Source organism: Dactylosporangium sp. NPDC006015, from assembly GCF_040614215.1.
GTDB classification, from domain to species: Bacteria; Actinomycetota; Actinomycetes; order Mycobacteriales; family Micromonosporaceae; genus Dactylosporangium; species Dactylosporangium maewongense.
Window position 1 is genome coordinate 22,179 of record NZ_JBEXUD010000042.1, and the last position, 14,193, is coordinate 36,371.

The following is a 14,193-nucleotide window of genomic DNA, read 5'->3' on the forward strand; positions in this document are numbered from 1 at the left end:
GACAAAGAGCCGCGGGCTAGGCCGCGAGGACCTTCTCGTCGATCTTGGCGAGGATGCCGCTCCAGAGCTTGGCGCGGGCGACGAGGGCGAGGTTGATCGTCTCCACGCACTCGTTCCACTTGTTCTCGTCGTCGCCGCAGAGGTCGGTGACCATCTGCATGGCCATCGGCGTGTGGAACTCGCCGTCGACCTCGATGTGCCGCTCCAGGTAGTCGACGAACGTGCCGAGCTGCCCGCCCTGCTCGTTGACCTTCACCACCTGCTGGAACATGTCGGGGATCAGGTCCTCGCGGCCGAACGCGAACGCCGCCGCCTGGCAGTGGATCGGCGCGGTGTCGATCAGGTGCCAGGTGAGCCCGACGAACTCCGCCGACGCCTCGGGCACGCCCGCGGCCGCCATCGCCGCCGGCACCGGGGTCTTGTCCCGCAGCAGCTGGATGAAGGTGTCGATGACGGTGGTGTCGGCACCGGCCTCCTGCATGCCGAGCAGGTACAGCTCGAAGTGGCTGATGAAGCCGCCGCGCAGCTCGTCGCTCTCCTCGACCAGGACGATGTCGTTGATGAGCCGCCGGCTGCCGGTCGGCCCGGTCGGGATCCACGGCACCTCGACGCAGGTGAGGTTGCGCTGCAGCGACTTCAGCAGCGACATGAAGTCCCACACGGCGAAGACGTGGTGCTCCAGGAACGTCTGGATCGCCGGCAGGCTGTCCAGGCGGGCGTAGATGGGGTGGGTGACGACGTCGGTCCGGGCGTCGGCGATCAGCGCCTCGAGCCGGTCGATGCCGGGGTGCCGCTGACCCCAGTCGTATCGGGACATGTGAGCCTCCTGAAAGTGTGTTAGGCCGTACGCCACAGCACGGGGCAGTACTCGGGGTCGGAGTAGTCGGGACGGCCGTCCTCGGTCCGTCGCACCAGCACGTCGTGGTTGTAGGCCACGAGATCCCCCGTGCTGAGCTGGAACGGGCGGAACGCGTTGGCGCCGTCCTGCAGGTGGAAGGAGATCGCCCGCCGCGGCCGGTCGCTGCGGTTGGCGCCGCTGCCGTGGTACGTGCGGCAGTGGTGGAAGCTCATGTGACCCTTGGGGATGATCATCGGGACCTTGGTGACCGTGGCGTTGTTGTACGCGGCGTTGTCCGAGAGCATCACCTCCAGGTCGTCGTTGTCGCGCTCGGCGAAGTGCCGGGTGGTGGTGTCGTCGGCGCCGATCTCCTCCCAGCGGTGGGAGCCGTCGACCATCGTGATGGTCCCCATCTCCTCGTCGCAGTCATGGAAGGGGATGAACGCGGTGAGCATGCTCTCCGACGTGCACGAGGCCCAGTAGTGCCGGTCGAAGTGCCACGGCACGACGTTGCTGGGCTCGCCCGCGATCGGCGGCTTGTAGATCAGCGTCGACTGGAAGACGCGGATCTCGTCGGCCTTCGCCAGCCGCGCGGCGACCGCGCCGAGCAGCGGCTTGCGCAGGATCCGCGCGAGCGCGTCGCTCTCGTAGTGCACGTAGTCGTTGTGCCGTTGCACGTCGCCCTTGGACGGTTCCCAGTAGGCGAGGCGCGGCGGCCGGGTCGGTAACGAACGGGACCGCTCACCGGCGTAGTACCGCTCGCTCGCCGCGACGAGCTCGTCGACCTCGTCGTCGGTGAAGATCTTCTTGGACAGGTACCAGCCGTGCTGGGCGTAGTGCTCGACGTCGTCGTCCGACGGCAGCAGCGCGAGCTCGTCGTCGGTCAGCGCGAACGTCTGCGTGGGCGAGATGGTCAAGGTCTATGTCCTTTCAGGAGTAGGACTGGGGGAGGGGTCAGCTGCGCAGGCCGTCTGTGGTGTCGCGTACCGCGGCGAGCTCGCGCTCCTTGGCCGCGTACAGCGCGGGGATGTTGCTGGTGCCGAACGTCCGGGCGCCGTGCCGGTCGATGAGCTCGAGGAAGTAGGTGCGGCGGATGTGCGTCGACTTGGCGAAGATCTGGTACATCTGCCCCCAGTGGTCCCGGTCGACGAGGATGCCGAGCGGCCGCAGCTGGTCCACGGGCACGTCGACGGCGCCGAGGCGGGACTCGAGCACGTCGTAGTAGCTCGCCGGCGTCTGCGCGAACTCGACGCCCTTGGCGCTGTACGCGCGCACCGCGTGCACGATGTCGTTGGTGCTGTAGGCGATGTGCTGCACGCCGGCGCCCTCGTGCCACGACAGGAAGTCGTCGATCTGGCCGGCGCGGCGGCTCAGGTCCGGCTGGATCAGCGTGAACGTGACGCCGCCCGACGGGCTCTGCACCACCTTCGACTGCATGCCCTGCTCGCCGACCTCGATGTACTCCTGGAAGATCATGGTGAAGCCGAAGACGCGCTCGTAGTACTGGACCGTCTCGTCGAGCTCGCCGGCCTGCAGGCAGATCGCGGCGTGGTCGATGGTGTACAGCAGGTCCTCGTCCGTCGGCGCCGAGGGCGCACCGGTCATGTCGACCGCCCCGGGCAGGAAGGCGCCGTCGCCGGGGGTGCGCTGCACGAGCCGGTGCGTCACGTCGCCGAAGCCGGACACCTCCGCGGTCACGACCGTCGAACCGTCCTGCTCGAGCCGCTGCGGCGGCTGGATCGGGGTGGCGCCGGCGGCGACCGCCTCGGCGAACGCCGTCTCCACGTCGGCGCAGCCGAACGCGATCACGGCGACACCGTCGCCGTGGCGGGCCACGTACCGGCTCGCCCGGTGTTCGCCGCTGAGGCCAGAGGTGAGCAGGATCCGGATGTCGCGCTGCCCCAGCAGCACGCTGCGCTGACCCGTGAGGCCGGTTTCGGGGCCGCCGTGGCCGTAGACGTGGAAGCCGTACGTCTCGCACAGCTGATGCGCCGCCTGGCGCGCGTCGCCGACGAACATCTCGATGTGGTCGGTGTCGAGGATCTGCATGGCCTGCTTCCCTTTCGGGTTCTGATCGGTCGTTCCCAGGGGTCTGTGACGCGCTGGCGTCACGCCGTGCGTGTCCAGGCGGACTCCGGCCGGCCGAAGATGAGGCTCACGTTGTGGCCACCGAAGCCGAAGGAGTTGGACAGGACATGGGTCACCTGCGCGGGGCGGGGTTCGCGGAGGTGGTCCAGGTCGCAGGCGGGATCCGGCTCGTCCAGGTTGTGCGTCGGCGGGAGCAGCCCGCGGAGCATGGCGTGGACCGACACCGCGGCCTCCACCACCCCGGAGGCGCCGAGCATGTGGCCGGTCACGCCCTTCGTCGAGCTGACCGGCGGGGCATCGGCACCGAAGACCGCGCGGATCGCGGTCGACTCGGCCACGTCGCCGAGCTTGGTGCTGGTGCCGTGCGCGTTGACGTAGCCGACGTCCCCGGGTGAGATCCCGGCGTCGGCGACGGCCCGGCTCATGCAGGCGGCGGCGGCCGACCCGTCGGGGCGCGGGGTGGTGGGGTGGTGCGCGTCGTTGGTGGCGCCCCAGCCGACGATGTCGGCGTACCGGCGGGCCCGGCGCGCCTCGGCGTGCTCGGCGCGTTCGACGACGAAGACCCCGGCGCCCTCGCCGAGGACGAGCCCGTTGCGCCGCCGGTCGAACGGGCGGCTCGCGGCGGTCGGGTCGTCCCAGCCCCGGGCGAGCGCCCGGGCGTTGCCGAACGTGTCGGCGAGGGTCGGGAAGAGCGGCGCCTCGCTGCAGCCGGCGACGACGACGTCGGCCTCGCCGGAGCGCAGCAGCCGCACCGCCTCGCCGATCGACTGGGCGCCGGCGGCGCACGCGGTGCCGATGGATGAGCTGTATCCCTGGATGCCGTGGCGCATCGCGACCCGGGCCGCGCCCATGTTCGGCAGCATCCCGGGCAGCAGGTAGGGGCTGACGCCGAGGCGGCCCTTCTGCGAGCGCAGCACCGCCTGCGCGTCGAGGGTCGCCAGGCCGCCGGTGCCGGACAGGATGATGGCGATCCGGAACGGGTCGACGTCGCGCCCCACCTCGATGCCGGCGTCCGCGAGGGCCTGCTCGGCGGCGGCCATCGCCATGATGATGTACCGGTCGACGACGCGGGTCTCCGGCGCCGGCAGGACCGATGTCGGGTCGATCGGCGGCGAGAACGCGGCGACGTCGGCGGACCCGGCGAGGGGATGGTCGGCGGGGGGCCGCACGAGCCCGGACCGGCCCTCGCACATCGCGTCGAAGACCTCGGCGCCCGTGCGCCCGACGGGGGTGACGAGCCCGATCCCGGTCACCGCAACGGATCTGCTCATGCTGTACCCCTTTCGACCACGACGACCGCGGACGCGGTGTCGTGGCTGGTTCCGGTGATGGCCTCGGGCACGGTGGCCTGTTCGAGGAGGACGACGAGGACCTCGCCGGCGTCGCCGTCGGCGAGCAGCAGCCGGGCCACGTCCAGCCCGGCGTCGGTGCTGTCGACGCACACGACCGGGCCGGTCAGGCCCCACTTCGCGGCGACGTGCCCGGCGACGGCGTTGGGCACCGACTGGAAGAAGAACAGCGGCCCGATCCGGCCGCCGGCGTCGACCGCGCCCGCGACGTGGGCCGCACTGGCCGCGTCGCCGGTCGAGGTGACGAGCACGATCGCCGTCACCGCCGGTGGAGCGCTCTCCGCGCGGCGCTGCAGGCAGCGGCCCGCGGTGGCGGCGACCAGCGGGTTGAACGACGAGTGGACGAACCCGGCGAGCTTCGGCAGCTCCTCGTCGCCCGGCTCCGGCCAGTCGGCGGCGGCGACGACGTCCAGCCCGGCTCGGGTGGCCAGGGCGGTCAGCGGCGGGATCTCCTCGACGAACAGCTCCGCCGTGCCGAGTCCCTGCTCGTGCTCCGTCGGGTCCAGGATCAGTTCGCTCATGCCGATCCGACCAGGAGCGCGGTGTTGGCGCCGCCGAACGCGGCGTTCAGCGACAGGGCGTAGGACGGGGTCGCCGCGGTGAACCCGTCGAGGACCAGGTTCAGCGGGCAGTGCTCGTCGGCGGCGAGGAACCCCGCGTTGACCGGCAGCCGGCCGGTGCGCAGCGCGTGCAGGGTGACGATCAGCTCGAGGACCCCGGAGGCCTCCAGGGCTTGGCCGTGCAGCGACTTCGTCGAGGAGACCGGCACGGTCGCGGCGTGCTCGCCGAGCGCGGTGCGCAGCGCCGTGGCCTCCGCGGCGTCGCTCTGCGCGGTGCCCGAGCCGTGCGCGTTGACGTAGCCGAGGTCCCCCGCGCCGATCCCGGCCCGCTGCAGCGCGGCGGTGATCGCACGGGCGAGCCCGTGGCCCTCAGGGTGCGGCTGGCACGGGTGGTACGCGTCGCCGGCCCGTCCCCAGCCGGCGAGGCGGGCGAGCGCCGGCACGCCACGCTCGCGGGCCGCCGCGGCGGACTCCACGACGACCGCGCCGGCACCGTCGCCGAGCAGCAGGCCCCGGCGTCCGTCGCTGAACGGGCGGACCTGTCCGTCAGTGGACAGTGCACGGCCCGCGTCGAAGAGGGAGAACTGATCGGCGTCCACGAGGTACCCACCGGCCACCACGATGCGGTCGAGCTCGCCGCGGGCGATCGCCGCCGCCGCGTCCGCGACCGCCGTGCTCGCCGCGACGCACGCCGAGGTGTACGCCCGGATCCCCGCTCCCAGCGGCAGGTCCCCGGCGAGCCCGGTGCCGCCGGCGAGCGCGGCGGTGAACGCGGTGCTGCTGTGCCGGCGGCGGTCGGCCTCGGCCACCCTGGCGAGGGCCGGATCGCCGTGCAGGGCGAGGAAGAGCGGTGCGCCCGCCCGCTCGGCCGTGCTGAGCTTGGCCTCGTCACAGGCCTCGTCGACGACGCGCACCAGCTCGTCGGTGAGGACGGGGGAGCCGGGCATGGCCGCGGCCACCCCGACCCGCCGTCCCGTCACGTCGAAGCGGTCGACCGGCTGGAACGCCGGCGTGCCGGCGTCCAGGCCGTCGGCCAGGGCGGTCATGCCCCGGCCGAACGCGCTGAGCACGGCCGCACCGGTCAGCACCACCTCACCCGGACCGCGCCGAACGGTCATGGTGGCGGTCATCGTGAACCCGTCTCGACCTTCAGTTCCTGGAGGACCTCGAGCGTCCCGCTCACCGTCGACATGCGGGCGAGGGCGTCGTCATCGAGGTCGAGCGGCACGCCGTAGTGCTGTTCGAGCTGGTGGACGAGCCAGGCGAGCTCCAGGGAGTCGATCCCCTCGGCGACGTCAGCGGGCGACCGGTCGCCGTACGTGGCGAGCATCGCCACGACGTCGTCGCGGGTTGGTGCAGCGGCCACGCTCAGCTGCCCGCCGTGGCAGCGGCGGACCGGCGCTCGGCGACGGCGGCGATGAACTCGCCGACGGTCATCCCGGCCAGCTTCTCCGCCTCGTCGTCGTCGAAGCGCACGCCGAAGCGGTCCTCGACGCGGACGGCGAGCTCGGCGAGCGACAGCGACTCGAGGTCGGCGCCGGCCGGGCCGAGCGCGGTGTCGTCGTCGATGTCCTCGACGCTGTAGTTCATCTCGGTCAACGAGTCCAGCAGGAACTGGCGGATCTCCTGGTCGGTCGTCTCGCTCATCGTGCGTGGTTCCCTTCCTTGACAGGTGCCGGCGCGACCGGGTCGGTCGCGCCATCGGTCACGTCTGTTCCCACCCGCTGCGCCGGGATGGCGCCCGCGGTCGAGCCCGGTGCGGCGGCCGCCGCCGGGGCCGAGGCGGCCAGCAGCGCGGCACGGTCCCGGACGAGCTTGCCGGTGGCGGTCCGGGGCAGCTGCTCCACGACCTTCAGCACGCGCGGGCGCTTGAAGCCGGCGAGGCGCTCGGCGAGCCGGTCCTGGACCTGCGCCGCGGTGACGCCGTCGCGCAGCATCACGTACGCCTCGATCGCCTTGTCGTGGGTCACGACGGCGCTGGCGACGCCGGGCAGCGCGGCAAGCGTGTGCTCGACCTCGGTCAGGTCGACCTTGAGGCCGCCGACGGAGACCTGGGAGTCGCGCCGGCCGTGGATGCGCAGCCTGCCGGTGGCCTCGTCGACGCTGCCGGCGTCCTTGGTGTGCAGCCAGCCGTCGGCCCAGCGGGCGGGGTCGACGAGGCCGAGGTACGGCGACGCGGGCAGCGACACGAGCAGCTCGCCGGCCTCTTCACGGACGGTGAGACCGGGTGCGGGGGTGAGGGAAGGGCGGTGCTCGCCGAACAGGTCGGTGGCGATGACCCCGACCTCGGTCATGCCGTACATGTTGCCGAGCCGGATGTCGTAGCGGTCGACGAAGCCGGCGTAGACCTCGGCACGGACCAGTTCCCCGCCGGTGGTCATGCCGGTCAGCTGGGGGAGCCTGGGCGGTGTCTGCACCGAGGAGAGCAGCTCGATGTGGAAGGGGACGCCGAGCAGGGTGGTGGGCTCGGGCCCGGCGGCGACGGCGGACAGGATGCCGTCGGCGGTCATCCGCGCCGGCACCACGAGCTGAGCGCCGGCGTGCAGGCCGTAGAGCAGGCCGCCGACCAGACCGAGCACGTGCACCATGGACGCGAGCGAGACGATCCGCTCGCCGCCCTGCGGCACCCCCGCGCCGATCTTCACATAACGTTCGATCTCCTCGACGAGGTTCGCCGCGGTGCGGGCGATGACCTTCGACGGGCCGGTCGAGCCGGAGCTGAGCTGGATGAGCGCGTGCGTGGTGTCGGCGGGCCGCCCGGGGTAGGTGGCGACCCGCTCCTCGATCTCGACGAAGCCGCGCAGCGGGCCGCCGGTGACGTGCTTGGCGCTGACGACGACCTGCGGTGCCAGCCGCTGCAGGGCGTTGTCCGTCTCGTACGGGGTGAGCCGGTGGTCCAGCAGGGCGGCCCGGGCGCCGAGACGCCAGGCGGCGAGGAGGTTCGTGACGAACGCGAGCGACGGGGCGAGGGACAGCGCGACGGACCCGCCGGCGCCGAGGCCGGCGGCGGCGAGCACGGACTGCTTGGCGGCGACCAGCGCGCGCAGGTCCGCGCGGGTGACGGGGGTGTCGAAGACCAACGCGACCTGGTCGGCGGGGCCGGCCAGCAGCACCTCGTCGACCCACGACGGGTCGAGCGGGGCGGGCTGGGTTTCGAGCACGGCGTCGGTCACCGGCGAACCCCTTTCTCCGCGCGCGGCCGCGCCGCCGACCGGTCGGCCCGCGTTGGCCGGCGATCAGCGTGTGCAGCCCCCGATTGAACACACTGGCGAGAGCCGGGAGCAGGCCTGCGGTCACCGGCACGAATCACGCCCGGACACAATGCGCAGGAAATAGTCACCCCGACTAGCCATAGACCTTACGCAATCAAAGCCGTTTTACAAGAGTGCACAACCCGACTGTGCCGCTGTTTGTCCGTTCTGCCACGCCTACGTCCACTAAGAATCGTTTGCTTCGATACGTTCTTCATTCGGGCAGGTCATGGACGCGTTTACGGAACTCCCAGGTCAATCTGGGTTCGGGGGACACCCAGCCGGTGCCAAAAAGGGCATTACGCGCAACTGGCAGCGCACCGGATACAACCGGTATCTAACCTGAGAACACTCGCCTCCCGCCCATTGCAGTGCGCTACGGTGCGTAAACGCCACGATTGACCCGCGTCCACGTCTGGTCGGGCCGATATACCGATTCCCCATGTATGGCGGCATGATGAGGCTCCTCCTGCGCGATCTCCGACAGGCCAGGCCACGGCCCGTCCCGGACGATGTAACGTGCATTGACAACCGTCGGCGCGCCGCCCATACAATGGCCGGGCTCCGTGCGTGCCTATCCAGGAACGCCCCATAGCTGGTGATCCCATTCGGAGATTTGCGACTGTGAAAGCAAATGCCAGTTCCGCATACCCGTCCGCACCGGCCGGGCCCGGGCTGAACGCCGCCGTCGAGCGGTATTACGACACCACCCTGGACCTGTACGAGGACCTGTGGGGCCAGCACGTGCACCACGGCTTCTGGGACATCGGCGAGCGCCCCGGCAACGACGACGACCGGCACACCGCGACCGACCGCCTGGTGCGGGAGCTGGTCGACTTCGCCGGCATCCCGGCCGGCGCCCGCGTCCTGGACGTCGGCTGCGGCATCGGCGGGCCGGCGATGCACCTGGCCGGGCCCCTGGGCTGCACCGTCGAGGGGGTCACCCTCAGCGCCGCGCAGGCCGCCCGCGCCAACGAGAAGGCCGCGGAGCTGGGCCTCGGCGAGCGGACCAACTTCCGCCAGTGCGACTTCATGGCCAACGACTATCCGGACGCGTCGTTCGACGTGGTCTGGGCCGTCGAGAGCCTCATGCACATCGCTGACCGGGAGGCGTTCTTCGCCGAGGTCCGGCGGGTGCTGAAGCCCGGCGGCCTCGTCGCGATCGCCACCTGGTCGGTCCGCGACGGCGAGCTCACCGCCGAGGAAACGCGGGTCGTCGACCAGATCCTGCGCCACCAGGTCATGCCCAGCTTCTCCTCCCTTGAGGAGCACGAGCGGCTGGCCGCCGCGGCCGGGTTCGCCGACATCGCGATCGTCGACTGGAGCGCCAACGTCGCCAACTCCTGGGAGCCCGGGTTCGCCCAGGTCAAGGAGCTCGACAACGGCCGGTCGATGATGCGTGACCTGGCCCGGGACCGGGGCGTCGACGTGCTCGGCTTCTTCTACGCCGGCCCGCTGATGCTCAAGGGCTTCGAGACCGGCGCGGTGACCTACGGCGCCGTGCGCGCCACGAGGCCCGCGGCAGAGGACTGATCGTCGTGGCCGCGTCCCACCAGGAGATCGTCGAACTGCTGCGCCAGGTGACCGGCGAGGACGAGGACTGGGCGGCCGGCGTGACCCCGTCCACCCGCGTGGACACGGACCTGTTCATCGACAGCCTGGAGATCGTTGAGCTCGGTGCGCGGATGCGCGACGTGTACGGCGTGGACCTCCCCTCGTACATCGGCGGCCTCGACCTGCAACAGCTCATCGACCTCACCGTCGCGGACCTCGCGGAGCTGACTGCCGCATGAGCCGGTTCCTGTTCCTGAGCCTGCCGCTGACCGGCCATGTGAACCCGATGGTCGCGGTGGCGAAGGTGCTGCTCAGCCGGGGGCACGAGGTGCTGTGGGCGGGGTCGGAGTCGTTCCTGCGGCCCCTCGCCGGGCCCGACGCGGTGATCCACCCGATCCCGTTGCGGGCCCACCGCGGCCAGGCCGAGCGCGGCCTCGACGCGACCCGCTCGCGGTGGGAGGGCTACATCCTGCCGCACACCAAGTACACCCGCAAAGGCGTCGAGGCGGCCGTCGAGGCGTTCCGTCCGGACCTGCTGGTCGTCGACCAGCACGCGATCGCCGGGCCGATCGTCGCGCACCGCTTCGGCCTGCCATGGGCCACCGTCGCGTCCAGCGCGATGGAGCTGACCAGGCCGTTCGCCCGCGGGCTGCCGCAGGTCGAGGCGTGGATCCAGGAGCGGATGCGGGAGGCGTGGACCGTCGCCGGCCACGACGGCGACCCGCCGTGGGACCTGCGGTTCTCCCCGGACCTGCTGATCAGCTTCCTCGGCGAGGACCTCCTCGACGACCCGTCGCAGCTGCCGCCGAACACCGTCACCGTCGGCCCGTCCCTCGCGGAGCGCGCGCCCGACCCGGACTTCCCGTTCGACTGGCTCGACCCGGACCGCCAGCACGTGCTGGTCACCATGGGCACGCTCAACATGGACCAGGCCGCGCACTTCTACCCGCGCATCCTGGCCGCGATCGAGCCGCTCGGCGAGCGGCTGCAGGCGGTCGTCGTGGCCCCGCAGGGCACCATCACCGGTGAGCCGGACCACGTGCTGGTACGCCGGCCCGTGCCGGTGCTGGACCTGCTGCCGCACCTGCACGCGGTGGTCAGTCACGGCGGCGCCAACACCGTCAACGAGTCCCTCGTGCACGGCGTGCCGCTGCTCGTCGCCCCGATCAAGGGCGACCAGGCGCTCATGGCCTCGGCGGTGGCGCGGGCCGGCGCCGGGCTGCGGGTCTCCATCGACCACGCCCGGCCCGAAGCGCTGCGCGCCGCGCTGCTCGACCTGCTCGACGACCCCCGCTACGCCGAGGCGGCGCGGGTGACGGGCAAGCGCCTGCTCGCCGGCGGTGGCGCCGAGGCCGCTGCGACGGCCCTGATCCAGTTGTTACGCCCTCCCGGCAGCTCCGGGCTCCTCCCCCTCAAGCACCACGTCTGAAAGCGAGCAAGCGCGTGAAACTCCTGCGTGACACCTGGTTGATCTTCCAGCGGCACATGCTGCTGATGCTCCGTTCGCCGTTGTGGGTCGTCCTCGGCGTGGCCCAGCCGGCGGTCTACCTGATCCTGTTCGCGCCGCTGCTCAAGCCGGCGCTCGCGTCGGTCGGCGCCAACTCGATGAGCGACGCGTACAAGATCTACGTGCCCGGCATGCTGATCGCCCTGGCCCTGGCCGGTGGCCTGTACGTCGGCTTCGGGCTGCTCGGCGATCTCGCCAACGGCGTCATCGAGCGGTCCCGGGTGACCACGGTCAGCCGGGTCGCGCTGCTGCTGGGCCGGTCGCTGCGCGACGTCGTCACCGTCATCGTCCAGTCGATGATCATCACGATCCTGTCCCTGCCGTTCGGTGTGTTCGTCAACATCGGCAGCCTGCTGCTCGGCTACGCGATCCTCGCCCTGTGCGCGCTGTCGTCGGCGTCGATCTCCTACGGCATCGCGATCCGCGTCGCCAACCCCAGCGTGCTCGGCCAGGTCGTCAACAACATCGCCCAGCCGCTGATGCTGCTGTCCGGCACCCTGCTGCCCCTCGCGCTCGCGCCGCTGTGGCTGCGCACGGTCGCCGACTTCAACCCGTTCAACTGGGCCGCCAAGGGGCTGCGGGCGCTGTTCATCGGGCACACCAGCGACCCGGCCATCTGGCAGAGCATCGCCATCACCGCCGGCCTCATGGTGATCGCCGTGATCTGGTCGGCCCGCACATTCTCGCGCTCGGTCCGGTAAGGGAGCACTCTCATGATCAAGATCAAAGGGTTGAAGAAGGTCTACAAGTCCGGCCGGGGCAAGAAGGCGAGCAGCGTCGAGGCGGTCAAGGGCATCGACCTGGACGTCGCGCAGGGCGAGATCTTCGGCTTCCTCGGCCCGAACGGCGCCGGCAAGACCACCACGCTGCGGATGCTCGCGACCCTGATCTCCCCCGACGACGGCGAGGCGACGATCGCCGGGGCGAACCTGCGCGCCGAGCCCGAGGCCGTGCGGCGCGTCATCGGCTTCGTGGCCCAGGGCGGCGGCACCACCGACGACGTCAGCGGCCGCGAGGAGATCGTGCTCCAGGCCCGCATGTACGGCATCAGCAAGGCCGAGGCGGAGAAGCGCGCGGAGGCGGCCCTGGCCGCGTTCGAGCTCACCGAGTTCGCCGACCGCAAGTGCAAGACCTACTCCGGTGGCCAGCGCCGCCGCGTCGACATCGCTATGGGCATCATCCACCAGCCGCAGGTGCTGTTCCTGGACGAGCCCACGTCGGGCCTCGACCCGCAGAGCCGCGCGCACATGTGGGACGAGATCCGCCGGCTGCGGGCCGAGGGCATGACGGTCTTCATCACCACGCACTACCTCGACGAGGCCGACGCGCTGTGCGACCGCATCGCGATCATCGACCACGGCGAGATCGTCGCCGAGGGTACCCCCGCGGACCTGAAGCGGGAGATCTCCGGCGACGTCGTGACCGTGGTCGTCGGTGACGAGGCCGAGCGGGCCGGTGAGCTGCTCGGCAAGCAGCCGTTCGCCAACGGTGTCGAGGTCCGCGAGGACAACGAGCTGCGGCTCAACGTCGAGTCCGGCGACTCGGCGATCCCGCAGATCATGCGGACCCTGGAGGGCGCCGGCATCAAGCTCGAGACGATCGAGCTGCACCGGCCGACCCTCGACGACGTCTTCCTCACCAAGACCGGACGGTCGCTGCGCGACTGATCCGCCGGGCACGAGAAGGGGGCGCGACCTTCAGGTCGCGCCCCCTTTTCGGCGTTCTCAGAACCGGTCGCCGCCGAGCGTCTGCGCGAAGCAGTCCTGCATGGTGGTCATCACGGTGTTCACCGAGTCGCGGTCGAAGCCGGACCGGTTCACCCGGAACATCAGGTTGAGCGAGGTCAGGCCCCGCACGATGAGGTAGAAGCCGGGCCCGGTGGTGCGGCCGTGGTCGAAGAAGTCGATCTTCGGCGCGACGAGGTGGTCGTCGGACGGGAAGCCGGGCGGGGCGAGCATCGGGTTGTAGTAGAACCCGCGGTCCGCCGGCGGGTCGAGCTTGGCGTGCTCGTCGCGGATCTGCCAGATCGCGTCCGGTGAGCAGACGCCGTTCTTCAGCGCGTTGAACGCCTTCCAGTGCACCTTCGGCAGGATCTCGGTGAACGGCTCGGCCGCGTCGAGGTCCAGCAGCAGCGGCGCCCACTGGTTGAGGCTGGTCACGACCCTGGCGTGCTGCTCGTCGAAGCGGTTGGCCGACATCGGGAAGAGCAGCACCTCCTGCTCGCCGGTCGCGGCCTGGATGCCGCGGTAGTACGCGGCGAGGATCAGGCTGGCGAGGGTGACCTCGAACTTCGCCATCGCCTCGTGCGCCTGCGGCATCGGGATGCCGGTCTGCAGCACCGCGCCGACGGGGTCGAGCTCGCCGGTCTCGTGCCGCCGGGGCGCCGCGGCGAGGGTGCGCCGCCAGTACCGCTCGGCGTTGCGCAGCCGGCCGCTGCCCTCGCCGGTCTGGTTGAGGGCCAGCTCGAGGGGGCCGGGCGCCGCCGGCAGGTCGGTGCCGCCGAGGATGGTCTCGAAGTCCTCGCGCAGCACGACCGAGGCGACGCCGTCGGCGGCCATGTGGTTGACCACGACCAGCACCTGCCGCGGCGCGTCCCCCTCCAGGAGGATCCACGCCCGCCAGGGCAGCTCGGAGAGCGCGTCGATGGCGCGGCGGATCTCCGCGGCGTCCTTCTCCTCGCGCTCGGCGACGTCGGCGGTGCCCTGCCTGACCTGCGCGAGGACCTCCTCGGCGGTGTGCGCGGCGATCCGCTGCCGGGGGAAGCCCTCGGGGTCGACGACGTAGGTGGTGCGCATCGAGGCGTGGCGCATGGCGACCGCGCCGAGCGCGGCCCAGACCTGCTCCTGCGTCCAGTCGCCCTCGGGCAGGTCCCAGACGAAGGACAGGTTGGCCTCCCACAGCCGGTCGGGTGGGAACCGCTCGATGTCGCGCCAGACGGACAGCTGCCCGACGGTTGCTGGGAACGTCTCGTCGCCGGACACGATGTGCCTCCAGATGGTGCTCGTTGCGGTGGTCGATCGCTTTCGTGGGGGGAGCCCGCCCGGTG

The 14,193-nt window shown here is 71.4% G+C and carries 15 protein-coding genes; 5 read left to right on the forward strand and 10 right to left on the reverse strand.

Annotated features, from left to right (window positions below):
• Nucleotides 1-16: 16 nt before the first annotated feature.
• The 9 genes from ABZ321_RS44830 to ABZ321_RS44870 all read right to left on the reverse strand — a co-directional run bounded on the left by ABZ321_RS44830 (nucleotide 17) and on the right by ABZ321_RS44870 (nucleotide 8,008).
• Nucleotides 17-817 carry a DUF3050 domain-containing protein gene (locus ABZ321_RS44830; RefSeq protein WP_344502399.1) on the reverse strand — a complete coding sequence of 267 codons (801 nt, stop codon included), beginning with the start codon at nucleotides 815-817 and terminating at the stop codon, nucleotides 17-19.
• A gap of 20 nt (nucleotides 818-837) precedes the next feature.
• A complete protein-coding gene (locus ABZ321_RS44835) occupies nucleotides 838-1,755 on the reverse strand; it encodes a phytanoyl-CoA dioxygenase family protein (RefSeq protein WP_344502398.1) in 918 nt (305 codons plus the stop codon).
• 37 nt (nucleotides 1,756-1,792) lie between these two features.
• A complete protein-coding gene (gene hppD / locus ABZ321_RS44840) occupies nucleotides 1,793-2,887 on the reverse strand; it encodes a 4-hydroxyphenylpyruvate dioxygenase (protein WP_354902057.1) in 1,095 nt (364 codons plus the stop codon).
• Between the two features lie 59 nt (nucleotides 2,888-2,946).
• On the reverse strand, nucleotides 2,947-4,197 hold the full coding sequence (locus tag ABZ321_RS44845; protein ID WP_354902060.1) for a beta-ketoacyl-[acyl-carrier-protein] synthase family protein: 1,251 nt from the start codon (nucleotides 4,195-4,197) through the stop codon (nucleotides 2,947-2,949).
• Nucleotides 4,194-4,706, reverse strand: a complete 513-nt coding sequence (locus ABZ321_RS44850; protein WP_344502798.1) for a beta-ketoacyl synthase N-terminal-like domain-containing protein — start codon at nucleotides 4,704-4,706, stop codon at nucleotides 4,194-4,196. Before ABZ321_RS44850 ends, ABZ321_RS44845 begins: the two co-directional genes overlap by 4 nt.
• Before the next feature lie 86 nt (nucleotides 4,707-4,792).
• The gene (locus ABZ321_RS44855; RefSeq protein WP_354902062.1) at nucleotides 4,793-5,953 is read right to left on the reverse strand and encodes a beta-ketoacyl synthase N-terminal-like domain-containing protein; all 1,161 of its coding nucleotides are present in this window, start codon (nucleotides 5,951-5,953) and stop codon (nucleotides 4,793-4,795) included.
• An 8-nt stretch (nucleotides 5,954-5,961) separates the two neighbouring features.
• A complete protein-coding gene (locus ABZ321_RS44860; protein WP_344502797.1) occupies nucleotides 5,962-6,165 on the reverse strand; it encodes a phosphopantetheine-binding protein in 204 nt (67 codons plus the stop codon).
• A gap of 38 nt (nucleotides 6,166-6,203) precedes the next feature.
• Nucleotides 6,204-6,482: an acyl carrier protein gene (locus ABZ321_RS44865; RefSeq protein ID WP_344502394.1), complete on the reverse strand. Its 279-nt coding sequence runs from the start codon at nucleotides 6,480-6,482 to the stop codon at nucleotides 6,204-6,206.
• Nucleotides 6,479-8,008 (reverse strand): fatty acid--CoA ligase family protein, encoded by a 1,530-nt coding sequence (locus ABZ321_RS44870; protein ID WP_344502392.1) that lies wholly within the window; start codon nucleotides 8,006-8,008, stop codon nucleotides 6,479-6,481. Before ABZ321_RS44870 ends, ABZ321_RS44865 begins: the two co-directional genes overlap by 4 nt.
• A gap of 702 nt (nucleotides 8,009-8,710) precedes the next feature.
• Here ABZ321_RS44870 and ABZ321_RS44875 point away from each other — a divergent pair.
• Genes ABZ321_RS44875 through ABZ321_RS44895 form a run of 5 tightly spaced genes read left to right on the forward strand, consistent with a single transcriptional unit; the run spans nucleotide 8,711 to nucleotide 12,814 of the window.
• Nucleotides 8,711-9,619 carry a methyltransferase domain-containing protein gene (locus ABZ321_RS44875; RefSeq protein ID WP_344502391.1) on the forward strand — a complete coding sequence of 303 codons (909 nt, stop codon included), beginning with the start codon at nucleotides 8,711-8,713 and terminating at the stop codon, nucleotides 9,617-9,619.
• 5 nt (nucleotides 9,620-9,624) lie between these two features.
• Nucleotides 9,625-9,879: an acyl carrier protein gene (locus ABZ321_RS44880; RefSeq protein WP_344502390.1), complete on the forward strand. Its 255-nt coding sequence runs from the start codon at nucleotides 9,625-9,627 to the stop codon at nucleotides 9,877-9,879.
• Nucleotides 9,876-11,069: a glycosyltransferase gene (locus ABZ321_RS44885; protein ID WP_354902065.1), complete on the forward strand. Its 1,194-nt coding sequence runs from the start codon at nucleotides 9,876-9,878 to the stop codon at nucleotides 11,067-11,069. The genes ABZ321_RS44880 and ABZ321_RS44885 overlap by 4 nt, the downstream gene beginning before the upstream one ends.
• Nucleotides 11,070-11,083: 14 nt before the next feature.
• The gene (locus ABZ321_RS44890) at nucleotides 11,084-11,848 is read left to right on the forward strand and encodes an ABC transporter permease (RefSeq protein ID WP_344502388.1); all 765 of its coding nucleotides are present in this window, start codon (nucleotides 11,084-11,086) and stop codon (nucleotides 11,846-11,848) included.
• Nucleotides 11,849-11,860: 12 nt separating this feature from the next.
• Nucleotides 11,861-12,814 (forward strand): ATP-binding cassette domain-containing protein, encoded by a 954-nt coding sequence (locus ABZ321_RS44895; protein ID WP_344502387.1) that lies wholly within the window; start codon nucleotides 11,861-11,863, stop codon nucleotides 12,812-12,814.
• A gap of 57 nt (nucleotides 12,815-12,871) precedes the next feature.
• On the opposite strand, the gene ABZ321_RS44900 is transcribed toward ABZ321_RS44895, so the two are convergent.
• Entirely contained in the window at nucleotides 12,872-14,128 is a 1,257-nt protein-coding gene (locus tag ABZ321_RS44900) for a condensation domain-containing protein (RefSeq protein ID WP_344502385.1), read from the reverse strand.
• Nucleotides 14,129-14,193 lie beyond the last annotated feature (65 nt).